The sequence below is a fragment of the Clostridium formicaceticum genome, from assembly GCF_001854185.1.
Lineage (GTDB): Bacteria > Bacillota > Clostridia > Peptostreptococcales > Natronincolaceae > Andreesenella > Andreesenella formicacetica.
The window spans coordinates 3,357,033-3,383,725 of sequence record NZ_CP017603.1 but is presented as its reverse complement, the minus strand read 5'-3'; the positions used below and the strand labels follow the sequence as shown (position 1 = coordinate 3,383,725).

Here is a 26,693-nt window from a genome sequence, read left to right as displayed (position 1 = left end):
ATTTTTGATGGCCACCCCTGAAATTTTATTGACCGAAGAGCAGCGTTTGGAATTTACGCAAATATCTCCCAACATTAACGAATGGGAGATTGCTAAATACTATACATTTTCTGAGCAAGATAAAGAAATTATTAACCGCCACAGAAGGGATTATAACCGACTAGGTTTTGCAGTCCAATTAGGGTTACTTCGTAATCCTGGTTGGGCTTTAAATAATGTCAGTCATATTCCTGATCTAGTTTTAGAATATATAGCAGAACAACTTAACATCGATCCAAAGGAAATGACTCAATATGCACAAAGAGAAAATACAAGACTAGAGCATTTACAGGAAATCCGTGAAGAATATGGATATAGGAATTTTATAGAACAAGATGAGGAATCGCTTTTTAGCATTCTGCTATCGGCAGCCATAGAAAATGATAATATAATTAATCTAATGAAAACTGCTATAGAGACACTAAGAAAACAAAAGATCATACTTCCTGGTATTACTACTATAGAAAAGTTTGTTCATGATGCTAGAATCAAAGCTGAAGATACTATTATTGAAATGATTAATTCTACGATTACAGATTACCAAAAATCTCTTATGAATAGACTTATTAATGCAGAATCCGAAGAAACTATTACAAAACTCGCCTGGCTCCGTGGAGATTTTGGGTATCCTTCCCCAAAAGCATTCTTGGAGGTTATTGAACGCCTGGAGGAAATCAGAAAATTAAACTTAAATTTAAATATTGATAAACTTCACCCCAACAGAATAAGACAATTATCTAGACTTGGAAAAAAGTACGAACCCCATTCATTTAGGCGTTTTGATGAAAATAAGAGATATGCAATATTAGCTATCTATATGAACTGAGTCAAACTTTAATTGATAAAGCTATTGATATTCATGATAAACAAATTAAATTAATATATTACTATCTAAAGGTCGTAAAAAGCATGAAAAAATTCAAAAAGAAAATGGAAAATCATTAAACGAAAAGCTGATATATTATATTGATATTGGAGCTGCACTTATAAAAGCTAAAGATGAAGGCTTAGATCCCTTTGAAATTTTAGAATCTGTCATGGGATGGGATAAAATTGTAATATCTATTGAAGAAGCAAAACAATTAGCTCGACCGGTAAACTATGACTATATTGATTTATTAGATGACAGATACTCTCAGCTTAGGAAATATACTCCTATGCTTTTAAAACATCTGGTATTTAAATCTACTAATTAAGCTAATCAGCCCTTGGTAGATGCTTTGGATATACTTAATAAAATGAATGAAACAGGAAAAAGAAAAGTTCCAGAAGATGCACCCATCGAATTTATATCTAATCGTTGGAATCGTTGTGTATTTCAGCAGGATGGTTCTATTGATAGACACTATTATGAAATGGCAGCTCTTAATTTGGTCATAGCGTACTTTGAAGTATGTACATTTCTTGCTTTTAATTGCAGCATTTGCACATTGAACCAATAAAGGTTTGATATATACACCAGCCCTAGATACACGAACAGACTTTTTCTTTCCAGCACTTTCGTTGTTTTGAGGAGTAAGGCCAGCCCATGAACAAAGATGTTTAGATGAGTGAAAAACTGACATATCAACACCTATCTCTCCAATAATAGCAATAGCAGTAAAAATATCTTTGATGCTAGGTAAGGATAAAATTATCTCTATTTGAGGAAGATAGGGTTGGACTAAGCCTAAAACAACAGTTTCAATATCTTTTATATGCCTTTCAATGTTATCAAAGTGGTCAAGACAAACGCGCATTTTATCTGCCTGGGGCTTGGTTAAGTTACCATTAATGGACTTAGAGATTATCTGTGCTTTATGCTTTATGCTGCATGCTTGCATGTAACATCATTGACACATCAAAATCAATATTATCAGGGTTTTCAAGTAAATGATTAATAATTTTCATAGAACTTACACCAAAAGTATCAGAAACAACACTTGAAATCATAATATTTGAAACAGTAAGAGAATTTTGAATACGGTTTTTTTCACTTGACTTAAAATTGATAACTAATTTTTGTAACATTCACTTTCTTGTTATAGCAACGATTTAAAGTTAATTTTTAAAAAACATCTTATTGAATGTTACATAATGGTATGATAAATTATAATTAGTAACATAATATGGTTATGAGGGAGGAGCTATTTATATGCCGGATTATTTTTGGAATTGGTACATTGATAAAGGTTATAATGAAATTCTTGAAAAAGAACTGTGCTTTAAAAACCAGTCCTTTTTGATTGGCTGCTGTATTGAATATCTAGTTGAAAAAGAACTGTGCTTTAAAAACCAGTCCTTTTTGATTGGCTGCTGTATTGAATATCTAGTTGAAAAAGGTCAAAAGATAAACAAAATTGAATGAATGTAGAAATATGGAAGAAATTATATCATATTTAAAAATAGGAGTAGCATGGACAAGATAGAAGGGGGTTTAATAAAAAATGAAAAAACAAGAAGAAAAAGGAATCTTTATTGGTATTGATAAAAAAGAAACAAAATGAAAGGAGATATCTTTATGCCATTGCCAAAAGAAAATAAAAAATATACTTATGTAGATTACTTAACTTGGCCCGAAAATGAACAATGGGAGCTTTTTGATGGTGTACCGTATATGCAAGCTGCTCCATCCTGGCAGCATCAAGCAATTTCTGGTGAGTTATATAGACAGCTTGCAAATTATCTACAAGGGAAAGAATGTCAGGCGTTTGCTTCCCCTTTTGATTTACGATTACCTGATGGAGAAGAAAAAGATGAAGAAATAACCAATGTATTTCAGCCCGATATAGTAGTTATTTGTGATAAAAACAGATTAAAAGGGACAGGTTACTTCGGAACTCCTACGCTTATTATTGAAATTTCTTCTCCTTCTACTTCGAGAACAGATAGAGTTCTAAAGTTTAACAAATATGAAAAAGCTGGAGTAGAAGAATATTGGATCGTTGATCCAGACGGTAAATATGTTAACATATTTACTCTACAGGAAGATAAACGATATGGTAGACCAGAATCCTACACTGAAGAAAATAAAGTAAAAATCTCTGTTTTTCCTGATCTTTTAATTGATTTATCGCAAGTATTTGCTTCTATTTAACTTAAAAAGGCATCAGGATACACTGGTGCCTTAATTACTTCACAGGGAGATTGATAAAATGAAGGCAGTAGAACCCATTAGAGATAACAAAGTAATTAAGAACATGAGAGCTATTTTAAAAGGACAATCTATACGTAATGAACTTCTTTTTATTTTAGGTATCAATGTGGGTTTAAGGATTAGCGATATTCTTAGATTAAAAATATCTGATTTAATTAAACCTAGTGGGAAAAGTGTTAAAGATTGCGTCATTATTACAGAGAAAAAGACCGGCAAAACCAAAAAGTTTTATCTTGGAGATATTGTACAGAAGGTAATAGAAAATTATTTAAAAGAACTACCAGTAATGGATATGGATAGTTATATTTTTAAAAGCCGTAAAGGAAAGAATAGTCCTATCACTAGACAACAAGCGTATCGAATTCTTAATGGAGCAGCTGAATCAATAGGACTAATAGAAAGAAATGATAAAGGTGTAATAGTATCTGGAGAAATTGGTACCCATACGCTTAGGAAAACTTTTGGTTATCATGCATTTAAAAATGGAACAGATCTAGAATTATTAATGGATATTTTTAATCATTCTTCTAAATCTCAAACATTGAGATACATTGGGATAACAGAAGATCAGAAAAAAGATGTTTACCTGCAGTCTAATTTAGGGTAGTTAGGATATTGATGTAGCAAAGCAAATGTAATAAATCCCCTGGAATCTTTACAAAGGATTCTAGGGGATTTATTATTAATGACATTATTATGGAAGGGCGAACAGCGTGAAAGAACAGAAATGTTGTGGGTCGTTTGTACAGTATGAGTAATTTCTTCTGCTTTATCCCCATATACAATACAGTATTAATACTGTATTGTATATCAAAAATATCAGTTAGACAACTGTTATTCTTCTCGTATAGAATATAATAAGAGGGGGGATGACAAGATGGAAACAATAACATTTGGAATTTTTGCAACAGGACTACTTTTGTCAATTTTGCTGGAAAGGTCGATTCTGTATGCCTTGTTTTTAGGATACATTATCTTTTTTATTTACGGACTGCTGAAAAAACATAGCATTTATCAGATGATCCAGATGTCTCTGGAAGGAGTTCGGACGGTAAAAAATATTTTGCTGGTGTTTTTGCTAATCGGAATCATTACTGCTGTATGGCGCGGTGCGGGGACGATCCCGATGATTATCTATAGTTCTTCAAAATTAATTGTTCCTTCAGCCTTTATCTTGATAGTATTCTTGCTTAATTGTCTAGTATCTGTACTGATAGGTACAGCATTTGGAACAGCTGCAACGATTGGTGTGATTTGCATGATGATAGGAAATATTATGGGTGAAAATCCCCTTTATGTTGGGGGAGCAATTCTGTCTGGAATTTATTTTGGCGATAGATGCTCACCCATGTCTACCAGCGCATTTCTAGTTAGTACACTAACAAAAACTGATATTTTTCAAAACATTAAGCAGATGATACATACCTCTGCCATTCCTTTTACTGTGACCTGTGTAGCTTATCTGCTAATTGGAATAGCTGGGCAAGGTGAATTTCCATCCTTAGATATACTACAATTGTTTGCTGAGAATTTCGTCCTGAATTGGATTACTGTTTTACCTGCTGCGTTAGTCCTTCTTTTATCTCTCTTCAATATAAACGTAAAATATACCATGATTATCAGTATTTTGGCAGCAAGCATCATTTGTGTTGTTATCCAGCAGATGGATGTATTAGAGCTTCTACAGATAATGGTTACAGGATACCGGGCAAAAGACCCTCAACTGGCGGCGATGATAGATGGAGGTGGCATTCTATCTATGCTAAAAGTTTCTGCCATTGTCTGTATTTCCTCCTCCTACTCTGGAATATTTGATGGAACCAGACTACTAGAGAAATTTAAAAAACATATTGCTTTGTTAGCGTGCCGATTTACACCCTTTGGCAGTACGCTTGCGACATCCATACTTGCCAGTATGATTGCCTGTAATCAGACCCTGACTATTATGTTGACCCATCAACTGTGCAAAGAAATAATCAAGGATCAAAATGAGCTTGCTATTACTTTGGAGGATACAGCGGTAGTGGTGGCCCCGCTTATACCCTGGTCGATTGCAGCCGCAGTACCAATTGCCGCTGTATCTGCACCCGTAAGCTGCATACTCGCTGCTTGTTATTTGTACTTACTTCCAATTGTGAATTTACTACGAGCAAAAAAGCAAGTATCTCCTTGTAGAGCTGCTAGACAATCAGAATGATTAAAAAGTATTTGGGACTATCTTCCCCCGACACGACTAAAAATAGAGTGGACTTGGCGCTGTAGAATTTCTTTTTGAACTACTCATTCAAATCATTCACCGTTTTTAAAAATTCCTTGACATCTTTGAATATAAGTAATACTATTATAGTGTACCATTTAACTAGTGCACTATAATAGTATTACTTAGGAGGTGAAGGCTTTGGATTTTGATCATGCTAAACCTATTTATTTACAAATTATTGACTATATTAAAAAGCAAATTATAAGGGGTGACTTAAAGATAGGAGACAAAATTCCATCTCAGAGAGAGTTAGCACAGACCTTAAAGGTGAATCCCAATACTGTACAAAGGGCTTATCGTGAAATGGAAAACATGCATTTGACAGAAACTATTCGAGGTCAAGGAACCTTTATTCTTGAAAAAAAAGAACTGCTGGAGGCGTTAAAAACTGAAATGGCAGAGACTTTACTTAAGAATTTTATTATAGAGATGAAATCTTTAGGCTATGAGAATAAAGAAGTGGTAGCACTGGTAGAAAAATATCAAAAAAATTTAGAGGAGGGAGTATCGTATCATGATAGAGTTTAAAGGTGTAACAAAAACATTTGGGAAGACGACAGCACTGGATGATCTATCTTTGGTGATTCCTGAAGGAAAAATCGTTGGTGTTTTAGGGCCCAATGGCTCAGGAAAATCTACGCTACTAAAAATGATTGTAGGATTAAACAAACCCAATGGTGGTGAGGTGTTGATTCATCAACAAAAACCAAATACTGAAACGAAAAGTCATATCTCCTATTTAGCGGAAATTGACTACTTATACGGTTGGATGACAATACAACAGGCGGCGGACTTTATAAAAGCGTTTTATACTGATTGGCAAGAGGATAAATATAGAGATTTAATGAAGTTTTTGGAATTACAACCTTCTATGGTGATTAAAAAATTATCCAAAGGAATGCGGGCAAAAGCTAAACTTCTCTTGTCCTTTTCAAGAAATGCTAAGTTAATTTTATTGGATGAACCCCTTTCTGGTATTGATATCTTAACAAGAGATAAAATTATTGAAACGATTATTAAGGATTATCGAGCGGGAGATCAAAGTATCCTTATCACAACCCATGAAATTCAAGAAATAGAAGGTATATTAGATGAAGTAATCTTTATCCGTCAAGGAAAGGTTGCCCTTCAAGGGAATGTAGAGGAACTTAGAGAAGAACATCAAGCGTCCTTGATAGAAATCATGAAGGAGGTATATTGGTATGAAAACATCAAGTAATAGTACCCTTTTATCTTTATATAAAAAAGACCTTATGTCTGTAAAGTTCGAGAGTTTGATGATATTCGCTGCCATCTTTTTAGGTCATTTGTACTTTGCCTATAAAATTACCACCGGTTGGCAGCCTTTTACGATACTAGGTACCAGTACGATGCTTTTCTTCTTAGCTATATTTATCATCTTATTAGGTACTTTTTCATCAGTCAGAAGAGAATGGAATAACAATACCATTTATTTAATCATGTCTTTGCCTGTCGATGGTAAGCGTATCTTTTTTTCAAAACTTTTAACTGTTATGACGCAATTAATTGTTTTAGGTGGTACCAGTGCTTTGATGGGAATACTGTTTTCTTTATATTTTCTAGGCAGTGAATTTATATTAGAGGCATTTGGTTTTTTATCCAACTACCAGCTATTTGAAGTGCTATTAAAAGTGATTACACTTTCCTTTCTTACCGTAATACAAATGATTATATTTGCTTTTTTCAGCACCATGATTGGTTATTTATTTAAAAAGTTTTCTGGTGTCATTACCTTTGTCACCTTTATCATGACAAATATACTTGCAGGGAAAATCATGGCTCTAGTGAACAATGCTATTACACCCATAGAAAACCAATTTGACCATATCCTTATGAATCCTTCACCTGGTAGTCAAATAATGGCTAGTGGTATTCTGTCTAGTGAGTTCTTCGTAATGCAGGTAGTAGCAATTTTCCTGATTTCTGCAGTGTTCTTTTTCTTTGCTGCTGCACTTTATGATAAAAAGGTAGAGTTATAGATTTTTTTAAAAGATCTTAATTTGAAATATAGGTGCTTTAAATTTAAATAATGATTTTGAATATAACTGACAAAGATGTCTAAAATCAATGACCCATAACGATATTGTTATGGGTCATTTTCTATGTCCTTTTAAAATTCATAGATTCATTTTACTTATATCACAATTTCATCACAAATTGGTAATATAATACAACTATGAAAAATTAAATAAAAAGAGGAGGTAGAAGTACTTGGTAGGTAAGTTCAATGTAAAAAAATTTTTCAAGTTAGCGATTATACTTACAGTCATTGTAGGGTTAGGTTTGACAGGCTTCAGAATGTTTAATAAAACAACAGAATCCACTGCTGAAGCCGTAGCGCCAAGAGAAGAAACCGTAAGAATAGGTGATATAACCATAGGGTTCTCTGGTGATGGTCAAGCCGAAGTACCGGTGGTTAACTTAGACTTTGACATAAGCGGTAAATTAAAAAATTTATATGTCAAAGTTGGCGAGGAAATAAAGGCGGGGCAGACTTTAGCGATGCTGGATGATACAGACCATAAAAAGCAAGTAAAGATTGCTGAAAGTAATTACCATAAAGCCCTATTAACTTTACAGCAAAAAGAAGAAAATCTTGCATTAAACCTAGCATCAGAAAAACAAAAAGTAGATGACCTAGCACTTAAACTAGAACAGTCAGAAATGGAATATAATACGATGCTCAGTTTAGAGGAGTATTATCCTAAACAAGACATAGAAATAAAGCGATTAGCAGTAGAAACCGCTCTATCTGCCTATGAAATACAGGTAGAACAATACAACGCCCTGTTCAACAACAACACAGACATTGAATTAGAAAAGCTCAATGTAGAAAATGCAAAAATTAATTTAGAGATGACTCAAGAGGATTTAAGGAAAACCACGCTACAATCACCTATAGACGCCACTGTCTTAAATATAAGCTACAAATTGGGTGAAACAGTTTCTAGTGTAAGGGAGACGGGGCAGGTTACAGCAGATACATCTCACTTTATGGTAGTAACGGATTCTGATAAAGTTGAAGTGGTTGTTCCAGTTTCTGAAATTGATTTAGCCAATGTCACCCTAGGTCAAACAGTAGAAGTAAAGTTTGAAGCTTATGAAGGGGAAACCTTCACTGGTGATGTAACTTCAGTAGCATCTTTACCTAGAATAGACCAAAGTGGTCTAGTGACTTATGATGTTAGAATTGAACTTGGAGAAGGGATCGATAGAATAAAGTCCGGCATGACTTGTTCTGTGGCCTTCATACTCCGTCAAGAAAAAAATGTTTTAATTATTCCCAATAGGGCAGTGAAAATGCAGGAAGGAATACAGGTGGTAAAAGTAAAAAATGACCTAGGAGAGGTAGTCCTTAGAAATATTAAGACTGGTTTAACAGATGGAAGACAAGTGGCAGTTGTAGAAGGATTAAATGCTGGAGAAATTGTGTTAATTGAGCAATAAAGAATACATAAAATGAGTAGGTGTGATAACATGAATCTGATTGAGATTTTAAGATCTATTGTTATAAATATTAAAGGAAACAAATCAAAAGTTTTTCTTACTACATTAGGTGTTATTGTTGGATCCCTGACGATTGTATTGGTGCTTGCCATAGGAAATGGCAGTCAAGCCAGTGTTGAAGAGCAATTTGCCAGCTTAAGTGTAGGAACCATTCAAATTGGATCAGGCTTTGGAAGGCAGGGGGTAGAAAGACTGAACATGGAGGTGGTAGAAGCTATAAAAGTGGATGCTCCATCCATTGCAAAGGTTGCAATCATGATTACCAGTAGAGGAAATGTCAACTTCTATAATACTTCATCCCAAGCCTCTATTGCAGGTGTAACAGAGGACTTAAAAGAAATTAACAATCTTGACCTGGCCTATGGAGAATTTATTACCGACGAAAATAGTGCATTTAATGATAGAGTAGCAGTGATTGGTATGGATATCGCAGAATTATTTTTTGAGGAAGATGTTTCAGAAGCCATTGGATCAAGGATTACCATAGAAGGAAGAAGGTATGAAATTATCGGTGTTTTAAAACGATTAGGAGATTCTCAAATCAGAGGTTTAAGTCCTGATGAAGGGGTTTTTCTTCCTTATGATGTAGCGGAAAGATATGTAGTAGGAAGAAATGCCAATCCCAATATCATTGCATTGGCAAAGGATATTCACTATGTCTCCTCCGGTATAGAAGAAATTCAGAGTATTTTATATACCCTCTACAGAGACAAAAGTGAGCAGTTTATGATTATTGATGCCGGCAGCAGATTAGAATCTGCAAAAGCTTCAGCAAGAGCAATGACCCTGATGCTTTTTTCAGTTGCTACAGTAGTATTAGTGGTAGGGGGCATAGGCATTATGAATGTGCTATTTGTCTCTGTAAAAGAAAGAACAAAAGAAATAGGTATTATGAAGGCTATAGGGGCACGAAAAAAAGATATTTTGTTAATGTTTTTGTTTGAAGCGATTATTATCAGCGGTGCTGGAGGTTTTCTAGGGATTCTTAGCAGTACCCTTATTATGCCCATCATGAACCATTTTCAAATAAGGGTGATCCCTTCCTCTTTTGGATATTTCCTAGCTTTTACATTTTCTGTAGTCATAGGAACCTTTTTTGGATACTATCCTGCTTCAAAAGCGGCTTCATTGAACCCTATTGATGCCTTAAATTATGAGTAAAAGGAGTTGCTAAATAAAATGAAAAAAACATTTAAAATTGTAATAGGTATTGTAGTACTTTCTTTATTATTTGCAGGATGTCAAAAAAATGAAGAAATAACAAATGCTATACAAACAACAGATCAAGTACAGCGTAGTGAAGACCTAAACAGCCAAGGGCGGAGTCCTAATGCTGAACAAAACCCTCCTGATTTGTATGGAAAAGTAAAAAGCATTGTTGGCAATGAAGTTTTATTAGAACTTGCAGAAATTCCTGAAATCAGGACTGAACAACAAAACAATGGAGACCAAAGACCCATTAATGAAGTAGCTGTTGGGGGAGGAATGGGACCCATGCCAGGGGGTCAGAGACCTGGCGGTAATAGAGAAATCAAATATACTGGTGAAACAACAACCTTGCTGATTCCAGTAGGGGTACCTATCACTAGCTTTGGTCAAAATACTTCTAAACAGCTGGATATCGGTGATATCTACGAAGGTACCCTGCTACAGATTTGGTTTGATAAAGATGATGAAGAAAGAATCATTCAAGTTAGAATAATACAAGGAAGGTAGAACCATGAAGCAAAAACTAATTGATATGAAGGATATTGTAAAATTCTATAAAATGGGGAAAAACAAATTAACTGTGCTGAACCAAGTGTCCTTAGAGGTAGAAGAAGGAGAGTTTGTAGCAGTGCTGGGACCCTCTGGATCTGGCAAATCAACCTTGATGAATATTATTGGCTGTATTGATATTGCCAGTTCTGGTGAATTTACCTTAGCTGGAGAGAATATTATGAAAAAAAGTGAAGATGAGCTTGCGCATGTTAGAAACAAGGTGGTAGGTTTTATCTTTCAAAGATTTAATCTTTTGCCTAAGTATACAGCGATTCATAATGTAGCTTTTCCACTATTTTTAAGGGGTTTGAATAAAAAAGATGCTTATAGAGAGGCAAGTGAACTCTTGAAAAAGGTAGGATTAGGAGATAGAGTGAATCATAAACCAATGGAATTATCAGGGGGACAACAGCAGAGGGTATCTATAGCAAGAGCTTTGGTAGGAAAACCTAAAATACTTTTAGCAGATGAGCCTACCGGAGCCCTTGACTCTAAATCCGGTGGAGAAATCATGGAATTGTTTTTGGAATTAAACAAAGATGGCAATACGATTGTATTGATCACCCACGATTTAGAAATTGCTAAAAAAGCCCATAGAATTATTCATGTAAAAGATGGTAAAATTCATAATTTTTTATGATATATTTAAATAAATAATCTATTCTAAGGAGAGTAATAGTATGCATACAGGGAGGATTCTTGTTGTTGATGATGAAGAGAAAATGCGGAATGTAATAAAAATTTACTTAACAAATGAAGGCTATCGCATAGAAGAGGCTAGCAATGGAAAAGAAGCCTTGGATAAAATAAATAATGATCAATTTGACTTAATCTTGTTAGACGTTATGATGCCTGAAATTGATGGCTGGACGGTATGTAGAAAAATACGAGAAGAATCTTTGATACCTGTTATCCTGCTAACAGCAAGGGGAGAAGAATATGATAAAATTTTTGGTTTTGATCTAGGGGCAGATGATTATTTAACAAAACCCTTTAGCTTAAAGGAAATGGCGGTAAGAATTAGAGCAGTTCTAAGAAGAAACCAAAATTTTAATAAAGTACTGAAAAAAAATATAAGCCTTGGGGCCTTAGAGATTCAAGGCATGTACAAACAGGTGCTACTGGAGAATCAAGAGCTTTCCCTGACACCAAAAGAGTATGAACTTTTATACTTTTTTGCAAAGAACCCTCAAATTGTTTATTCTAGAGAACAACTTCTTAATCAAGTATGGGGCTATGATTTTACAGGAGATATTAGAACCGTAGATACCCATATTAAACAGCTTAGAGAAAAAATGGGTGATTATAAGAAATATATACAGACGGTTTGGGGTACAGGCTATAAGTTAAAGATAGGGGATTAAAATGAAAACTATACTCGGCAAGCTGTGGCTTTGTTTCACTGTTTTGGTGCTCATTATTTTATTAATTATTTGGTTATTTCAAGTAGGATTATTAAATCAATTTTATATTCGTGAAAGAGAATATATACTAACGAATGAAGCAAAAAAGCTAGGCGCTATGATGATAGAGACGAAGGATTCTGATACGATACCTAATAAAGTCATAGAAGAAATTCAAAAATTTAGTGCTTCTATGCATGCCTTCCTGCTGATTCTCGATAAAGAAGGCAATGTATTGTTAGATGTGCCTGATACCGATAAATATCTGATAAATCACCATGAAACAAATAAAGATGAAAGAAGATTTTCTACAGGAGTTTTAGCAGATGAGACTATTATGTCACATGTTTACGAGGGTCGTCCCTTTATTATCCATAAAAAGCGTCCAAGGGGGCCTGAAGCATCTATTATAGTGGGGATGCCTATCTTTAATAAAGAAGAAATATTAGGAAATATTATTATCTCTTCACCTTTATACCCAATAGAAGAGACTATAACTATTTTAAAAAAGCAACTATCTGTTATTTCTATTCTTTCCTTAGCAATAGGAACAATATTAGCCTTCTCCTTTGCTAAGTTTTTTACAAAACCCATTATGAAGATTATTGATGCCTCTAAACAGATAGCAAAAGGAAACTTTTCTGTTAAGGTAAACCATCAGTCCAATGATGAAATAGGAACTTTAGGAGAAACCATTAACGACATGGCAACACAGCTTAGTAAAATAGATGCCCTTAGAAAAGAGTTTATTGCAAATATATCCCATGAACTAAAAACCCCCCTTAGTTTGATTAAGGCCTATGCTGAATTAGTAAAGGATATGGAAAATTTTTCTGCAAAAGACAGGGAACAATACCTTCAAGTGATTATTGATGAGTCCGATCGATTAAATGGTATGATTGAGGATATCCTTTATTTATCTAAGATGGAATCAGGACATATGACATTGGTATGGGAAAAATTTTCTTTAAACGAACTTTTGGATTGTATCATTGATAACCTAAGTTTTTTTGCAGAGAATAAACATGTTAAGATTACCTTGGAAGCTGAAGATAAAAAAAAGATGATTTGTGCAGACAAAGACAAAATGTATCAAGTCTTTTACAATATTATTAACAATGCAATCAACCACTCCTACGAAAATGGTGAAATACAAATTAGACTACTGAATGCAGATCATGACGTGAGGATAGAAGTAATTGATCATGGTAAAGGAATCTTAAAAAAGGATTTGCCCTATATATGGGACAGGTTTTATAAGGCGGAAAAATCAAGAAAAAGAGATAGTAACAGTGGTACGGGACTTGGTATGTCCATAGTCAAAAACATTTTGGAAACTCATGCTTTTGACTACGGCATAGAAAGCCAACCAAATAAAGGAACAAAAGTTTGGGTACAAATAGACTTGAAGGAAACAGCGGATTCGGTTTTATAGGTTTATCATGCTTATCCTTCTATATCCCGGTGCTTATATCCTATAAAACCAATCATCGTTAACATGACTGCTATAGCAGTCATGATGAAAATCGGGGTGAAATTTATATCTTCAATGGGTACTTTGGGAACATGACCGAAGGGTGATAGTTTCGTCAGTAAATCGGAAAATTGAAGCAATCCTCCTAAATACACAACAAAAAATGAATAACCTAAATAGAACCAAACCAAGCTGGTTACTTGTGGTAACAAGCCAATAAAAAATACTACAACGCCAATCATGACCCACATTGCTGGTAAATAAACCATTGCAGCAGTAAACATCCTATCAAAAGAAATAGGTTCATCCATTACTGCTGTTCCAGCAGACCATAGGCCTATTACAGCAAACAGCAAAACAAAAAAACCAAAAATAATAGAGATGAGTAAATAGCTTCTCATAAGACGCCTGCGGGATATCGGCGCTGCCAGCAAATATTCCGTACGATGCTTTATCTCCTCTCCTTTTAGCTTCAAAATCATTATAAGTGCCGGAATCGTACACATCATAGAAATAACGGTCATAAGCATCGTTAAATATTGTTCTGTTAAGGAAAAGCCCTCCATGGGGGTTAATAGCTCCCTCATCATTTCATTGCCTGCAAAAAAGGCTTCTAAATCACCTAGTACAGATCCGTAAGAAATGCCTAAAATAAATAGGCCAATCCCCCAAGCAATCATTGCTGTACGTTGAAGCCTCAGTGCAAGGCCAAGGGGACTTTGTAAAAATACTGAAGCATTTCTTCTGCCTGGCTTTGCTGGTATAAGGCCTGCCCCTAAATCCCTGACGGCATTTAAATAAAAGGCAAGTATCAAGATTACCAGTCCCACAGCTACTGTCAGTAAAACAGGCCACCAGTAATTATTTACATACGCCTCAGCCCGTAAAATCCAGCCAAGGGGCGAAAACCAAGAAAGGGTTTCATTGCTAACATCGCCGATTGCGCGAATAAGATAAGTCACACCCAATATCCCAAAGGAAAATCCAATGGTACCTCTAGAATTTTCTGCAAGCTGCGCAAATAATGCTGTAATGGCTGTAAAAAAAATGCCTGTTGCACCTAGTGCAGCGCCATATAATAGAGAACCTTCTAAATCCATACCTTCAATCCCTAGCCCATATAATCCAAAACCTATTACCAAAGCTAAAAGCACATTTGTTCCAAATAAAACATAGATGGTGGCACTTAAATTAGATAAGCGTCCAACAGGGAGGGAACGAATCATTTCAATATGTCCTCCCTCTTCATCTGCCCGAGTGTGCCGGGTGACAAGCAAAATGCTCATAATGGCCACAGCTATAGCCGTAAAAAGCAACATTTGATGTGCCATCATTGCCCCAAAGGTGTAATCCTCCAATCCGAATCCAGGACCTAACATTGCAATCATGGCAGGGTTTAACATTGTTGCAGCAATAGCTTGTCTTTCCTGCACCGTCGGGTATAGGCCTGGAAAGGAGGAGGCAAGAGCAATGGTAAAAAGCGATAGAGCGATGAACCATATAGGAATACGAATACGATCACGACGCAGGATTAAGGCGACAAGTTTTCCAGTATGATAATAGAATTGTTTTGACATTACAATCCATCTCCTTCTGCATTATAGTGGCGCATAAACAAATCTTCCAACGTAGGTGGTGCACTTTCTAACTTCACAACCCCAAATTCACCTATATACTTAATAACATTACCTAATTCTTCAGTATCTACCTGGAAGGAAAGAGCTTGATCTTTTTTTTCCATAGCATGAACACCTTTTAACTCACTTAAAGATGGCATTGCTTGCTTTGTTTCAACAAGTAGACTTATTCTTGTTAAATGACGTAATTCACTTAAAGTGCCGGTTTCAATCATTTTGCCTTGGCGAATGATGCCAATCTTATCACATAATCGTTCTACTTCAGATAAAATATGACTGGAAAGCAGGACACTTTTCCCTTCTAACTTCACCTTCATCACGCATTCTTGAAAGATTTTTTCCATCAATGGATCAAGTCCTGACGTGGGTTCGTCTAAAATATAAAAATCTGCATCTGACGAAAAGGCAGCAACCAATGCAACTTTTTGTCGATTACCCTTTGAATAGGTTCTGCATTTTTTTGACGGATCCAAATCAAATTTTTCAATCAACGCATCCCGACGATTTTTATCATTAGCACCCCGTAGCTTTACAAATAAATCGATCACTTCACCCCCAGTAAGATTGGGCCACAAATTCACATCACCAGGTACATAGGCAATTCGCTTGTGAACGTCAACAGAATCCTTCCAAACATCTTTGCCAAAAATCTTGGCTTCACCTGCACTTGCTTTCAAAATACCCAGTAATATACGGATTGTAGTGGATTTTCCGGCACCATTTGGTCCTATAAAGCCATAAACCTCTCCTTTTTTCACCTTTATATCAACCCCGTCTAAAGCAGTAAACTTACCAAATCTTTTTGTTAAATTGCTGGTTTCTAAAATGATCATCTTAAGAACCTCCTTTATGTATATAGTATTTTTTAACATCAAAAATCTATTCACTTTAGTAGGGAATAGCGTATTATGAGAAAAAGGCAGAAACCATAGAAAAACACCATTTATAAAAGAAGTATATAAAAAAGCGAAATATCAGTTAGGGATGCGACTTTTTTCAAGCATATTTAGACAAAAAATATAAGGATTTATCAGTAAATCAAAATAATACAATATGTTTTCATCTACAAAGTACAAGAAATAGTCAATATAGTAAAAAAAACAAAGTATGTTTGATAATAAAATTTACTCATAAATGAAATCGACTAAAAAACATTTTATCGTGAGGGGAGACTTTTTTATGGGTGAAACATGGAAACAGTTTAGTAGTTCAGTACCAAGTTCACGTATTGAAAGACTAATTAATGGATTATTATCAGTAACGCCTGAAATTGAAGATGAAAGAGCCATGCTGATCACTGAATCCTATAAAGAAACAGAAGCAGCTCCAATAAACATCCGTAGGGCGAAGGCTTTAGAAAAAATACTCAGCAAAATGAATGTTGTTATTCGTGATGAAGAACTTATTGTAGGAAATTTGACAACCAAGCCCAGAGCTACTCAAATTTTCCCTGAGTTTTCAAACAAATGGCTGCTAGAGGAATTTGAAACTTTAGCTAAAAGAAAAGGTGATGTCTTTCTTATTTCAGAAGAGGTAAAGAAAAACCTTCGTGAAACTTTTAAATACTGGGATGGAAAAACAGTAAATGAACTGGCAACATCCTATATGTTTGATAAAACCAAGGAAGCCATGAATGCAGGAGTTTTTACAGTAGGGAATTATTATTTCAATGGTGTGGGACATATTTCTGTAGATTACGACAAGGTGCTAAAGAAAGGGTTCAATGGCATTCTTGCTGAAGTAGAAGAGGCTAAAGCAAAGGCGGACCAAGCAGATCCTGATTTTATAAAGAAGAATCACTTCTTAACAGCAGTAACCATTACAGCTAAAGCAGTGATAGATTTTGCTAAGCGTTTTGCAGAAGAGGCCAGAGTATTAGCCAACCAATCCTTGAATCCACAAAGACGAGAAGAGCTATTACAAATTGCAGAGAACTGCGAATGGGTACCAGCAAATCCGGCAAGAACATTTTATGAAGCAATACAATCCTTTTGGTTTGTACAGGCTGTTATTCAAATTGAGTCTAATGGACACTCCATCTCACCGATGCGTTTTGATCAATATATGTATCCTTATTATGAGAAAGACATTGCTAGTAATAAAATTACAAAAGAAGAAGCGCAAGAACTTCTTGACTGCCTATGGGTTAAGTTTAACGATGTTAATAAAGTCCGTGATGAAGGATCTACGAAGGCCTTCGGCGGTTACCCAATGTTTCAAAATTTAATTGTTGGCGGACAAGATACAACAGGAAAAGATGCTACCAATGAATTAACTTTTATGTGTCTTGAAGCTACTGCCCATACGAAGCTACCTCAGCCCTCCATATCTATAAGGGTATGGAATAAAGCGCCTGACCAACTACTTTTAAAAGCTGCTGAAATCAGCCGATTGGGTTTAGGTATGCCAGCTTACTATAATGATGAGGTGATTATACCTTCTTTAGTAGCTCGAGGGGTTTCATTAAGTGATGCTAGAGATTATGGTATTATTGGCTGTGTTGAACCACAAAAAGGTGGAAAAACAGAGGGTTGGCATGATGCTGCTTTCTTTAATATGGCAAAAGTATTAGAATTAACCATCAACAACGGTGTGGCTGAGGGGAAGCAAATAGGACCTAAGACCGGTGAATTTACTTCCTTCACATCCTTTGATACATTCATGGATGCCTTCAAAAATCAAATGGAATATTTTGTAAAGCTTTTAGTCAATGCAAATAATAGTGTGGATTTAGCCCATGGAGAACGAGCACCACTTCCATTTTTATCTTCTATGGTGGAGGACTGTATTGGTAAAGGCAAATCACTACAAGAGGGCGGTGCTTACTATAACTTCACAGGACCTCAAGGTGTAGGTGTCGCAAATGTGGGAGATTCTTTAGCAGCCATTAAGAAGCTGGTATTTGATGAAAAGAAAATTACACTAGAGGAATTAAAGGATGCTCTTGATACAAATTTTGGAGATCAAGGACAACGTGTAATTGAAAAGAAGTTAAGTAATATAGATGAAATAACTAGGCAGGCGGTTATGGAGGTTCTGAAAAAAATATTACTGGAAGAAAAGAAAATTTCCTTAGATGATCTAAAAAATGTTAATAGCAATATTAACATTGACCTAGGTACAAAAAAAGATAAAGAATATATACGCCAAATGCTGATGAATGGAGCACCAAAGTTTGGTAATGATATCGATGAAGTAGATGACTTAGCACGTGAAGGGGCTTTGATTTACTGTCGTGAGGTTGAAAAGTATAAAAATCCACGTGGAGGACAATTTCAACCAGGGCTTTATCCTGTTTCTGCAAATGTACCTATGGGCGCCGCTACTGGAGCAACACCTGACGGAAGAAAAGCTGGCACCCCATTGGCAGATGGTGTATCACCTGTTTCTGGAAGGGATCAAACAGGGCCAACAGCTGCAGTGAACTCAGTGGCAAAATTAGATCATCATATTGCCTCCAATGGTACATTGTTTAATCAAAAATTTCATCCTTCTGCTTTAGAAGGGCAAACAGGATTAGAAAACCTATCCGCTGTAGTCCGTAGTTTCTTTGATCAAAAAGGTTTACATGCTCAGTTTAATGTTGTGAGTCGCGAAATGCTTATAGACGCCCAGGCAAATCCTGACAAGTATAAGAACTTGGTAGTTCGTGTAGCTGGTTATAGTGCTCACTTTACAGCTTTAGATAAGTCAATTCAAGATGATATTATTGAAAGAACAGAACACAGTTTCTAATAGTTTAAAAATAAAGAAAGAGTATCCTACTCTTTCTTTATTTTTAAAACAAAATGATAGAAGGGGGGAAAACAAGTGACAATCAATCAATTAAAACTAAAAGTAAAGGGAACGGTTTTCGATCTTCAGCGATTTTCTTTACATGATGGGCCAGGAATTCGTACCATTGTATTTCTAAAAGGCTGTCCATTATCCTGTAGATGGTGCAGCAATCCAGAGTCACAACCAAAAAATCTACAGTTAATGTATATGTCAAAAAACTGTATGGACTGTAAGCAATGTTTGAAGGTTTGTCCTACTGGAGCCATTGATTTTCATCTTTCCAGCAGAATTAACCACAGTAAATGCAATCAATGCGGAAAGTGTGTTGAAGTTTGCTATTGCAATGCATTAAATATGGCAGGCGCCATTCAAACAGTAGAAGAGGTGGTAGCTGAACTAGAAAAGGATACCATCCATTATAGACGCTCCGGCGGAGGAATTACCCTTTCAGGAGGAGAACCACTAGCACAGCCTGAATTCACAGAAGAATTATTAAAAGCTTGCAAAGTAAAGGGTTGGCACACAGCTATAGAGACTACAGCCTATGCAAGTGAAGATGCCTTAAAAAGCGTATTGCCTTGGGTAGATTTAGTATTACTAGATATTAAACATATGGATTCCCATAAACATCAAGCCTATATCGGCCAAACAAACGAAATCATATTAAAGAATTGTAAAACAATTGCAGCAGCTGGTCTTCAAGTAATTGTACGAATTCCCATTATTCCAAACTTTAACGACAGCATTGGGGATGTTGAAGCGATTGCTGCCTTTGCCCGTAGTCTTGGGGTGGTTGAGGAAATACATATTCTTCCTTATCATCGTTTGGGGCAAAGCAAATACGAATATTTAGGCCATGAATATCAGATGAAGGGAGTCGAAAGCCCTAAGAAGGATCATATGATGTCTTTAAAAAAGGCTATAGAAGTCTGCGGTCTGTCATGTAAAATTGGTGGCATCAGTTAGTGAGTAGCAAAATAAAAAGATAATCTTAAAAAACTTATATTTTTATTTTTAAGATTATCTTTTTTTTTATAGATAGCTAACCTAATCGGTTTAAACTATACATTTTTTTATTTATGGTAATTTCAACCAATAACCCTGTAAAATTTTATAGGTATAATTCAAGATTCTAACTTGAATATCTGCATTTTAGATGTTGTTCCTTTTATATTTATAGGGAGATTGTTGTTCATATTTTAGAAAAACCTTGCTAAAATATGCAGGGTCAGTGTAGCCAACCTCTAAAGCTACTTGCGCGATGGTTTTTTCTGGATGAATCATAAGATTTTTAGCTTTTTCAATTCTTAATTTTGCAATATAATCTGTAAAGGTGATGCCTAAATTTTTTTTAAAATATTTACTAAAATATTGAGGGTGTAAATGTACGAAATTGGCTACTGTATCAAGGGTTATTTTTTCAGTAAAGTTCTTTTCTATATAAGACATTGCAGCCTCCAAAACATTTTCTGAAACATCTATGGGCTGGGGGTGATTTGTTTTTAATGATTCTTTATTTTGTATAGAAGCAATCGCTTTTTCTACAGCAGTCTTTATATCACCTGCATTAGCTGGCTTTAGCAGATAATCTACTGCACCGCTTTTAATCGCTTCCTGGGCATAGTTAAAATCACTATAGGCTGTCAATACGATGGTTTTTACCTCTGGTAAAAATTTAATAATTCTTTTTTGAGCTTCAAGTCCAGTATTTTCAGGCATCTTAATATCCATAAGTATAATATCTGGCTTATAGATTTTAGCCAAATCTACCGCTTCTATCCCATTTTTTGCATCTTCTACAATATCCAAATTGAAAAAATGTCTACTTAGTATCATTCTTAATGCTTTTCTTTCAATAGGTTCATCTTCAACAATCATAAGTTTGTACACTTGAATAACCTCCTAAAACAGGTGCTTACTACTTTCCAAAAGTTTTATAAAATGAGACTTAAAGGATAAAGCCTACTAAAAATTTAGTCAAACTATCTAATGCGTGGAATATGGATGTATACTGTGGTGAAGCTATCTAATTCACTTTCTATTTTTATACTATAGGATTTACCAAAATGATGCCGAATTCTATCACTGGTATTTTTAATACCAATACCTGCATGGTCATTAGGCATATCACTTAAACTGTTTAGTGTATGAAGCAACTTAGGGCCAATACCTCTTCCATCATCACTTACCTTAATTAATAAGTCTTTATCGGATAGAAACTTTCCTGTAATGGTTATTTTTCCCCCTTCTTTTTTAGGTTCAAGTCCATGAATCATAGAGTTTTCTACGATGGGCTGTAAGATCATGGAAGGAATTCTATATTCCATTATGGATTCATCTATATCTATTTCATAACTTATTCGATCGCTGTATCTGAAGGTTTGAATAGAAAGATATCTTTTAATATTCGTAATCTCGTCCCTTATTCGAGGTAAATCCTCTACATTTTTTAAGTTATACCTTAATAAATTCGAAAGCTGATAAATTAGCTCTTCAGTTTTTGGTGCATCCTCAATTAACGCCATTCTAGCAATTGTATTTAAAGTGTTGAAGAGAAAATGAGGATGGATTTGAGCACGAATTGTTTTTAATTCCATTTTTTTAGCTTGTTGTTCCAATTGAAGCTTTTCCCTGCTTTCTTTTAACAGTTTTTCTTGCGTCAATCTATGAATGCCCATTTGTGCTATCTGATTGGCAAGAAAGTTATAAAAGTCTACATAATTTTGTAAGTATTCGCGAGAAACCACTGGAATAAATTCAAGGGATTTTTCTAGCAGATCTATAGGTATTTCAAATTTCTTAGAAATTCCTTTGATATCAATAGCATCTCTTGTTTGTTCCCCATCAATTAAAACTTGTCCTCCCAATACAGAGCCTAAAAAATGACCATTCACAATAATCGGCGAAACACAATCTATCAGTCCAGCATGACAAGTATAGGTCCTGGGGGTTTTCTTTTCTACAGCGATAAGACCGGCCTCAGCATCACAAGCTATACATTTTTTAGAACCTTTTGGAGAAGAACGAATGAGCTTGCAGAAGGGGGTAAAATTACTTATTTCACTAACAGGATTGCCTTTGGGATCTACGATAATGGTAGGGACATCCACTAATTTTGCTAATCTGCTTTGAATATCCGTCAGGGTTTTTATATCTACTTTAAAATTATCTAATAAATGCATGATGAAGTCTCCCTTTGTAGTTACAAACGATAGAATTTTTTTAAGGAATTTTTTGATAAATTGCAATAAAATCAAAATAATACAATAATATTTAGTCTATATAGTACAATATCCAGTCAATATAGTCAAGAAAAGATGCCCTGTTTAATAATAGAATTTATTTATAATAAAGCATAATTACAAAAGAAAATAATACAAAATTTATGGAGGTGCCGTTATGGGACAAGAAGCATTAGGTATGATAGAGACAAAAGGTTTAGTAGGCGCAATAGAAGCTGCGGATTCAATGGTTAAGGCTGCAAACGTAGCATTAATCGGTTATGAAAAAGTTGGTTCAGGATTAGTAGCTGTTATGGTAAGAGGAGACGTAGGTGCTGTGAAAGCAGCAACAGATGCTGGTGTTGCATCTGCCAAAAGAGTCGGAGAGGTTATTTCAGTACATGTGATTCCAAGACCACATACAGATGTTGAAAAAATACTACCACAATTATCTAAATAGTTTAAAATTGAGGTGAAATCATGGATCAATATATCATTGATAGGGTTCTGGAGGAAATAAAAAAAAGTATAAATGGTCAAAATCCAGATGCAAATTTACAAAACAGCCCTGAATCTGAGGTTCTAGAGCCTAAAGCAGAAGTAAAAGAAGAAAAGAAAAGTGACGCTATACAGCAAGAAAGGAGCATGAATGTGGTAAATGATTCCCCTGCTATTACTGAATATGTAGGATGTGCAATTGGAGATACTGTTGGTTTGGTTATCGCCAATTTAGATAGACATCTTCATGAAAAAATGGGAATGGATCCCAAATATAGATCCATTGGCATTATTAGCGGAAGAACAGGTGCAGGACCACAAATTATGGCAGCAGACGAAGCCGTAAAAGCTACAAATACAGAGATTGTCTCTGTAGAACTTGCAAGAGATACAAAAGGTGGTGCCGGCCATGGTTGTCTTATCGTACTTGCAGCTGAAGATGTATCAGATGCAAGAAGAGCTGTTGAAGTTGCTTTAAAGGAATTAGATAGAACCTTTGGTGATGTTTATGGCTGTGATGCAGGACATCTTGAATTTCAATATAGTGCTAGAGCCAGCTTAGCTTTAGAAAAAGCTTTTAATGCCCCTATAGGAAAAGCTTTTGGATTAATTGTTGGGGCACCAGCTGCAGTGGGTTTAGTGATGTCAGACACTGCCCTCAAAACTGCCAACGTAGACCTTTTATCCTATTCAAGTCCGAGTGTTGGTACAGCTCATTCAAATGAATTTATTATCGTGATCTCTGGAGATTCTGGAGCTGTTAGACAATCCATTATTGCAGCACGAGAAGTGGGGATGAGTATACTAAGGTCTATGGGGCAAAATCCTACTTCTACTACACAGCCATATATTTAAGATGATTTCAGTACATGCCTTAAGATAAAGCTATATTTTTCGCCTTGAAGTTTAATATACTGTGCCTAAAGAATTTCACCTTTCGTATATTAAACTTCATAGGCGTATGTTTATGAGGGTGTTCTAAAAAACAAAAGAAATTTTAAAACTTAAACTTAAAAAGGGAGGGTTTATGATGGATAACCAAGCCCTTGGTCTTATTGAAGTAATAGGGATGACTGGAGCAATAGAAGCTGCAGATGTATGTGTAAAATCAGCCAATGTTCAATTGATAGGATATGAACTATCCACAGGTGGTTTAGTAACTGTGAAGGTTCAAGGCAATATAGGAGCAGTTAAATCAGCAATTGATGCGGCAAAGATAAGTGCTTCAAAAATAAGTCAAGTACTAGCCACACTGATTATTCCAAGACCTGCAGAAGGAATAGAAAGTATGATAAAAACGAAGACAAGCATCCCTGAAAACGAAGACAGCAAAGACTTTTGTGAAATAGATGAAAAACAATATATCAATATATCCGATGCAAAAGAAATGATAGCAGCTAGTGATATAGTTGAAAAAACTTTTTTAAAAACTGATGATGCTACTAATGACGATGATGGTGAAAAAAAAAGATAGAGATAGAAAAGAAAATCATCTTAAATAACAAAGAAAAATTTCAAAATAAAAATGAAAAAACAGATGATACAAAAGTAGAGAAAAAAACAAAAATAGTCTGTGCAATTTATGCAGTGATCCACTGTGTTCTAGAAAAAAAGGACAGCCTCGAAGTTGGTGTATAAATTACAAAGAGAAAAACTGAGGGTGATATAAATGATGAAACAGGATAATACACTTATTGGAGATATTGTAGCCGAAATCCTTAAAAAATCAGAAATTAAAGATAGAAGCTTATGTATAGAAATAGGTATATCTAATAGACATATGCATATTAGCCAGGAAGATTTAGAAATTTTATTTGGCAAAGGATATGAACTTACAGTTAAAAATAAATTAAAACAGCCAGGTCAATTTGCAGCGGAGGAAACCGTGTGTATTGCTGGTCCTAAAGGATGTTTTACGAAAGTTAGAATTCTCGGTCCCATAAGAAAAAGTAGTCAGATTGAGTTATCCAGAACAGATGCCTATAGCTTAGGTATAAAGCCTCCGGTAAGAAGTTCTGGTGATTTAGAAGCTTCCGCCAGTCTTTGTGTCATTGGGCCGAAGGGCATGACGGTTTTAAAAGAAAAAGTAATATGTGCACAACGACATATCCATATGCCGCTTGAAGATATTGAAAGGTTTGGCATAGAAGATGGCGCCTTCGTAGATGTAGAAACTGTAGGGGAGAAAAAAGTTGTATTCAGCAACGTATTGGTAAGAGCTACTGAAAATTCGGCATTAGAATTACATCTAGATACAGATGAGGCCAATGCAGCTGAAGTTAAAAATAATGATTTAGTGAGAATCATTGGAAAAACTAGGTGATCGTGATGTTGGAAAAAGCCAATGCTATCGTAAAAGCAACAGAAGAAAAGATGATTAAAGGTGATACTGAACATCTCCCAATAGAAATTTGTGATGATATCAAGGTGGGGGTAGATTTAGGAACCTCCAATATCGTTCTTACTGTTTTAGATAAAAAGAATCGTCCTATTATAGGAGCAATGCAGTCTGCCAACGTGGTTAAAGATGGCATCGTGGTAGATTATATAAAAGCAGTTGACATTGTTCATGGCCTTAAGGAAAAAGTCGAAAAAAGAATCAATAAACAGCTTTGTTATGCAGCAACAGCTATACCGCCAGGAATAAGCACAGGAAATATTAAAGTGATCACAAATGTAGTTGAAAGCTGTGGCTTTGAGGTGATAAATGTCGTCGACGAGCCTGAAGCAGCAGCCAGAGTACTAAATATAGATAACGGTGCAGTTGTTGATGTTGGTGGTGGAACAACAGGGATCTCTATCATAGAAAAGGGGCAGGTTACTTTATCGGTGGATGAACCAACTGGAGGAACACATCTTACCTTGGTTGTAGCAGGAAACTATGGCATATCCTTTGAGGAAGCAGAGAAATTCAAACTAGATCCTAAAAATTATCATAAGGTTTTTCCTGTTGTAAGACCAGTCGTTGAAAAAATGGCCGATATCGTTTTAAAAAGTATTACTGGATTTGACATAGAACGGATTTACCTAGTAGGAGGAACCTGCTGTCTTGATGGTATTGAAAAGGTCTTCGAAAAATATATAGGCATAGAGACCATAAAACCCTATAATCCATTGCTTGTAACCCCTATTGGTATTTCCATGTCTGTTAGCTAAAACGAGGTGAATTTGTGAATATAGAAAAAATAATCAAGAGTATTGTTGCAGAAATACTCCCCCTCATCAATAAACGCCTGCTGTTATTTATTAGTGGCGGCACCGTAAATGTAGAAATCTTATTAGATACACTATCAGACTCTGAGTTAATAAGCTATGACATTGTTATGACGGATGCAGCAAAAAAACTGTTAGATGAGACATCCATCAAAAAGCTAAAGGGCAATATCATAGATAGGATAGATAAGTTGGATAGCGCAATAAATCATGCTAGTTTTATTCTTATTCCTATAATGACAAAAAATACCTTATCGAAAGCTGCTCTTGGTATTGCAGATAATTTGGTAACCACTGGTATAGCAAGGGCTCTGATGATGAATAAAGAAATCATTGCTGTAAGAGATAGTTATGCTCCTGAGAATCCTATAAATATTTCCAATGGACTTTCAAAAAATTCCCTCTACAATGCAATGTTTTTAAAATATGAAGAAACTTTAAGCAGCTTTGGTGTAAAAATCATTGACGCAAAAGAATTTAAAGGCACTATTCAAAATCAGTTTAATAAATCACTACCTCAACCATTGGAAAAAGAAAAAGCAACTGTTAAAAACAAGCACTTCTTTGAATCTTCTATTGTCACACTAACAGATCTTAAAGGAATTGAAAATGATTGTGGAATTGTGATTCAAAAAGGAACAATCATTACACCTTTAGCTAGAGATTATATTTATAGTAATAAAATCAATGTTACATATGGCGAGTAGTTCTATGTTGATCATTGTAAAAGGAAACATAACTATTGA

The 26,693-nt window shown here is 35.2% G+C and carries 28 protein-coding genes; 22 read left to right on the top strand and 6 right to left on the bottom strand.

Features of this window, described 5'->3' with window-relative positions:
- The first annotated feature begins 7 nt into the window (after nt 1-7).
- On the top strand, nt 8-865 hold the full coding sequence (locus BJL90_RS15620) for a DUF4158 domain-containing protein (protein WP_070970033.1): 858 nt from the start codon (nt 8-10) through the stop codon (nt 863-865).
- 337 nt (nt 866-1,202) lie between these two features.
- On the opposite strand, the gene BJL90_RS15615 is transcribed toward BJL90_RS15620, so the two are convergent.
- Complete coding sequence (locus tag BJL90_RS15615) at nt 1,203-1,862, bottom strand: transposase (protein ID WP_236904936.1); 660 nt, start codon at nt 1,860-1,862, stop codon at nt 1,203-1,205.
- Nucleotides 1,837-2,049, bottom strand: a complete 213-nt coding sequence (locus BJL90_RS22845) for a hypothetical protein (RefSeq protein WP_236904935.1) — start codon at nt 2,047-2,049, stop codon at nt 1,837-1,839. The genes BJL90_RS15615 and BJL90_RS22845 overlap by 26 nt, the downstream gene beginning before the upstream one ends.
- Nucleotides 2,050-2,173: 124 nt before the next feature.
- Between BJL90_RS22845 and BJL90_RS15610 the strand changes: the two genes are divergently transcribed.
- The 13 genes from BJL90_RS15610 (at nt 2,174) to BJL90_RS15550 (ending at nt 13,562) form a co-directional block, all read left to right on the top strand.
- Nucleotides 2,174-2,386 carry a hypothetical protein gene (locus BJL90_RS15610; protein WP_070970030.1) on the top strand — a complete coding sequence of 71 codons (213 nt, stop codon included), beginning with the start codon at nt 2,174-2,176 and terminating at the stop codon, nt 2,384-2,386.
- 153 nt (nt 2,387-2,539) lie between these two features.
- Nucleotides 2,540-3,115: a Uma2 family endonuclease gene (locus tag BJL90_RS15605; RefSeq protein ID WP_070970027.1), complete on the top strand. Its 576-nt coding sequence runs from the start codon at nt 2,540-2,542 to the stop codon at nt 3,113-3,115.
- A 58-nt stretch (nt 3,116-3,173) separates the two neighbouring features.
- Nucleotides 3,174-3,782 (top strand): tyrosine-type recombinase/integrase, encoded by a 609-nt coding sequence (locus BJL90_RS15600; protein WP_070970024.1) that lies wholly within the window; start codon nt 3,174-3,176, stop codon nt 3,780-3,782.
- Nucleotides 3,783-4,052: 270 nt separating this feature from the next.
- Entirely contained in the window at nt 4,053-5,372 is a 1,320-nt protein-coding gene (locus tag BJL90_RS15595; protein WP_070970021.1) for a Na+/H+ antiporter NhaC family protein, read from the top strand.
- A 201-nt stretch (nt 5,373-5,573) separates the two neighbouring features.
- Nucleotides 5,574-5,963 carry a GntR family transcriptional regulator gene (locus BJL90_RS15590; RefSeq protein WP_070970018.1) on the top strand — a complete coding sequence of 130 codons (390 nt, stop codon included), beginning with the start codon at nt 5,574-5,576 and terminating at the stop codon, nt 5,961-5,963.
- Entirely contained in the window at nt 5,950-6,654 is a 705-nt protein-coding gene (locus BJL90_RS15585; protein ID WP_070970015.1) for an ABC transporter ATP-binding protein, read from the top strand. The genes BJL90_RS15590 and BJL90_RS15585 overlap by 14 nt, the downstream gene beginning before the upstream one ends.
- Nucleotides 6,638-7,435, top strand: a complete 798-nt coding sequence (locus tag BJL90_RS15580; RefSeq protein WP_070970012.1) for an ABC transporter permease — start codon at nt 6,638-6,640, stop codon at nt 7,433-7,435. The genes BJL90_RS15585 and BJL90_RS15580 overlap by 17 nt, the downstream gene beginning before the upstream one ends.
- Nucleotides 7,436-7,667: 232 nt before the next feature.
- Complete coding sequence (locus BJL90_RS15575; protein ID WP_070970009.1) at nt 7,668-8,903, top strand: efflux RND transporter periplasmic adaptor subunit; 1,236 nt, start codon at nt 7,668-7,670, stop codon at nt 8,901-8,903.
- A gap of 30 nt (nt 8,904-8,933) precedes the next feature.
- On the top strand, nt 8,934-10,124 hold the full coding sequence (locus BJL90_RS15570) for an ABC transporter permease (RefSeq protein WP_070970006.1): 1,191 nt from the start codon (nt 8,934-8,936) through the stop codon (nt 10,122-10,124).
- Between the two features lie 18 nt (nt 10,125-10,142).
- Nucleotides 10,143-10,679: a hypothetical protein gene (locus tag BJL90_RS15565; protein ID WP_070970003.1), complete on the top strand. Its 537-nt coding sequence runs from the start codon at nt 10,143-10,145 to the stop codon at nt 10,677-10,679.
- A 4-nt stretch (nt 10,680-10,683) separates the two neighbouring features.
- Nucleotides 10,684-11,364, top strand: coding sequence for an ABC transporter ATP-binding protein (locus BJL90_RS15560; RefSeq protein WP_070970000.1), 681 nt, complete (start codon nt 10,684-10,686; stop codon nt 11,362-11,364).
- A gap of 40 nt (nt 11,365-11,404) precedes the next feature.
- Nucleotides 11,405-12,088 carry a response regulator transcription factor gene (locus BJL90_RS15555; RefSeq protein WP_070969997.1) on the top strand — a complete coding sequence of 228 codons (684 nt, stop codon included), beginning with the start codon at nt 11,405-11,407 and terminating at the stop codon, nt 12,086-12,088.
- A 1-nt stretch (nt 12,089) separates the two neighbouring features.
- Complete coding sequence (locus BJL90_RS15550) at nt 12,090-13,562, top strand: sensor histidine kinase (protein WP_070969994.1); 1,473 nt, start codon at nt 12,090-12,092, stop codon at nt 13,560-13,562.
- An 11-nt stretch (nt 13,563-13,573) separates the two neighbouring features.
- Here the strand turns inward: BJL90_RS15550 and BJL90_RS15545 are convergent, their stop codons facing one another.
- On the bottom strand, nt 13,574-15,178 hold the full coding sequence (locus BJL90_RS15545) for an ABC transporter permease (protein ID WP_070969991.1): 1,605 nt from the start codon (nt 15,176-15,178) through the stop codon (nt 13,574-13,576).
- Nucleotides 15,178-16,071: an ABC transporter ATP-binding protein gene (locus BJL90_RS15540; protein ID WP_070969988.1), complete on the bottom strand. Its 894-nt coding sequence runs from the start codon at nt 16,069-16,071 to the stop codon at nt 15,178-15,180. Before BJL90_RS15540 ends, BJL90_RS15545 begins: the two co-directional genes overlap by 1 nt.
- Nucleotides 16,072-16,417: 346 nt before the next feature.
- On the opposite strand from BJL90_RS15540, the gene BJL90_RS15535 reads away from it, so the two are divergent.
- A complete protein-coding gene (locus BJL90_RS15535; protein WP_070969986.1) occupies nt 16,418-18,973 on the top strand; it encodes a glycyl radical protein in 2,556 nt (851 codons plus the stop codon).
- Between the two features lie 75 nt (nt 18,974-19,048).
- Entirely contained in the window at nt 19,049-19,981 is a 933-nt protein-coding gene (locus BJL90_RS15530) for a glycyl-radical enzyme activating protein (protein WP_156778821.1), read from the top strand.
- A gap of 186 nt (nt 19,982-20,167) precedes the next feature.
- Here BJL90_RS15530 and BJL90_RS15525 read toward each other — a convergent pair whose 3' ends face one another.
- The gene (locus BJL90_RS15525; protein WP_070969983.1) at nt 20,168-20,905 is read right to left on the bottom strand and encodes a response regulator transcription factor; all 738 of its coding nucleotides are present in this window, start codon (nt 20,903-20,905) and stop codon (nt 20,168-20,170) included.
- A gap of 92 nt (nt 20,906-20,997) precedes the next feature.
- Nucleotides 20,998-22,197: a sensor histidine kinase gene (locus BJL90_RS15520; protein WP_070969980.1), complete on the bottom strand. Its 1,200-nt coding sequence runs from the start codon at nt 22,195-22,197 to the stop codon at nt 20,998-21,000.
- A gap of 217 nt (nt 22,198-22,414) precedes the next feature.
- Between BJL90_RS15520 and pduA the strand changes: the two genes are divergently transcribed.
- The 6 genes from pduA to BJL90_RS15490 all read left to right on the top strand — a co-directional run bounded on the left by pduA (nt 22,415) and on the right by BJL90_RS15490 (nt 26,654).
- Nucleotides 22,415-22,696, top strand: coding sequence for a propanediol utilization microcompartment protein PduA (pduA, locus tag BJL90_RS15515; protein ID WP_070969978.1), 282 nt, complete (start codon nt 22,415-22,417; stop codon nt 22,694-22,696).
- Nucleotides 22,697-22,716: 20 nt separating this feature from the next.
- Nucleotides 22,717-23,589: a propanediol utilization microcompartment protein PduB gene (gene pduB / locus BJL90_RS15510; protein WP_070969975.1), complete on the top strand. Its 873-nt coding sequence runs from the start codon at nt 22,717-22,719 to the stop codon at nt 23,587-23,589.
- A 175-nt stretch (nt 23,590-23,764) separates the two neighbouring features.
- Entirely contained in the window at nt 23,765-24,208 is a 444-nt protein-coding gene (locus BJL90_RS23160) for a BMC domain-containing protein (RefSeq protein WP_070969972.1), read from the top strand.
- Between the two features lie 195 nt (nt 24,209-24,403).
- On the top strand, nt 24,404-25,057 hold the full coding sequence (locus tag BJL90_RS15500) for a phosphate propanoyltransferase (RefSeq protein ID WP_070969968.1): 654 nt from the start codon (nt 24,404-24,406) through the stop codon (nt 25,055-25,057).
- 5 nt (nt 25,058-25,062) lie between these two features.
- Complete coding sequence (gene eutJ / locus BJL90_RS15495; protein ID WP_070969965.1) at nt 25,063-25,890, top strand: ethanolamine utilization protein EutJ; 828 nt, start codon at nt 25,063-25,065, stop codon at nt 25,888-25,890.
- A 14-nt stretch (nt 25,891-25,904) separates the two neighbouring features.
- On the top strand, nt 25,905-26,654 hold the full coding sequence (locus tag BJL90_RS15490) for a flavoprotein (RefSeq protein WP_070969962.1): 750 nt from the start codon (nt 25,905-25,907) through the stop codon (nt 26,652-26,654).
- Nucleotides 26,655-26,693 lie beyond the last annotated feature (39 nt).

Bases quoted from the DNA above. Each gene is read 5' to 3' on its own strand.
- BJL90_RS15610 (WP_070970030.1), top strand. From the start codon at position 2,174: ATGCCGGATTATTTTTGGAATTGGTACATTGATAAAGGTTATAATGAA.
- BJL90_RS22845 (WP_236904935.1), bottom strand. From the start codon at position 2,049: ATGTTACAAAAATTAGTTATCAATTTTAAGTCAAGTGAAAAAAACCGT.
- BJL90_RS15580 (WP_070970012.1), top strand. From the start codon at position 6,638: ATGAAAACATCAAGTAATAGTACCCTTTTATCTTTATATAAAAAAGAC.
- pduA (WP_070969978.1), top strand. From the start codon at position 22,415: ATGGGACAAGAAGCATTAGGTATGATAGAGACAAAAGGTTTAGTAGGC.
- BJL90_RS15595 (WP_070970021.1), top strand. From the start codon at position 4,053: ATGGAAACAATAACATTTGGAATTTTTGCAACAGGACTACTTTTGTCA.
- BJL90_RS15535 (WP_070969986.1), top strand. From the start codon at position 16,418: ATGGGTGAAACATGGAAACAGTTTAGTAGTTCAGTACCAAGTTCACGT.
- BJL90_RS15570 (WP_070970006.1), top strand. From the start codon at position 8,934: ATGAATCTGATTGAGATTTTAAGATCTATTGTTATAAATATTAAAGGA.
- BJL90_RS15620 (WP_070970033.1), top strand. From the start codon at position 8: ATGGCCACCCCTGAAATTTTATTGACCGAAGAGCAGCGTTTGGAATTT.
- BJL90_RS15600 (WP_070970024.1), top strand. From the start codon at position 3,174: ATGAAGGCAGTAGAACCCATTAGAGATAACAAAGTAATTAAGAACATG.
- BJL90_RS15560 (WP_070970000.1), top strand. From the start codon at position 10,684: ATGAAGCAAAAACTAATTGATATGAAGGATATTGTAAAATTCTATAAA.
- BJL90_RS15565 (WP_070970003.1), top strand. From the start codon at position 10,143: ATGAAAAAAACATTTAAAATTGTAATAGGTATTGTAGTACTTTCTTTA.
- eutJ (WP_070969965.1), top strand. From the start codon at position 25,063: ATGTTGGAAAAAGCCAATGCTATCGTAAAAGCAACAGAAGAAAAGATG.
- BJL90_RS15615 (WP_236904936.1), bottom strand. From the start codon at position 1,862: ATGCAAGCATGCAGCATAAAGCATAAAGCACAGATAATCTCTAAGTCC.
- BJL90_RS15550 (WP_070969994.1), top strand. From the start codon at position 12,090: ATGAAAACTATACTCGGCAAGCTGTGGCTTTGTTTCACTGTTTTGGTG.
- BJL90_RS15555 (WP_070969997.1), top strand. From the start codon at position 11,405: ATGCATACAGGGAGGATTCTTGTTGTTGATGATGAAGAGAAAATGCGG.
- BJL90_RS15605 (WP_070970027.1), top strand. From the start codon at position 2,540: ATGCCATTGCCAAAAGAAAATAAAAAATATACTTATGTAGATTACTTA.
- BJL90_RS23160 (WP_070969972.1), top strand. From the start codon at position 23,765: ATGGATAACCAAGCCCTTGGTCTTATTGAAGTAATAGGGATGACTGGA.
- BJL90_RS15545 (WP_070969991.1), bottom strand. From the start codon at position 15,178: ATGTCAAAACAATTCTATTATCATACTGGAAAACTTGTCGCCTTAATC.
- BJL90_RS15520 (WP_070969980.1), bottom strand. From the start codon at position 22,197: ATGCATTTATTAGATAATTTTAAAGTAGATATAAAAACCCTGACGGAT.
- BJL90_RS15585 (WP_070970015.1), top strand. From the start codon at position 5,950: ATGATAGAGTTTAAAGGTGTAACAAAAACATTTGGGAAGACGACAGCA.
- BJL90_RS15500 (WP_070969968.1), top strand. From the start codon at position 24,404: ATGATGAAACAGGATAATACACTTATTGGAGATATTGTAGCCGAAATC.
- BJL90_RS15540 (WP_070969988.1), bottom strand. From the start codon at position 16,071: ATGATCATTTTAGAAACCAGCAATTTAACAAAAAGATTTGGTAAGTTT.
- pduB (WP_070969975.1), top strand. From the start codon at position 22,717: ATGGATCAATATATCATTGATAGGGTTCTGGAGGAAATAAAAAAAAGT.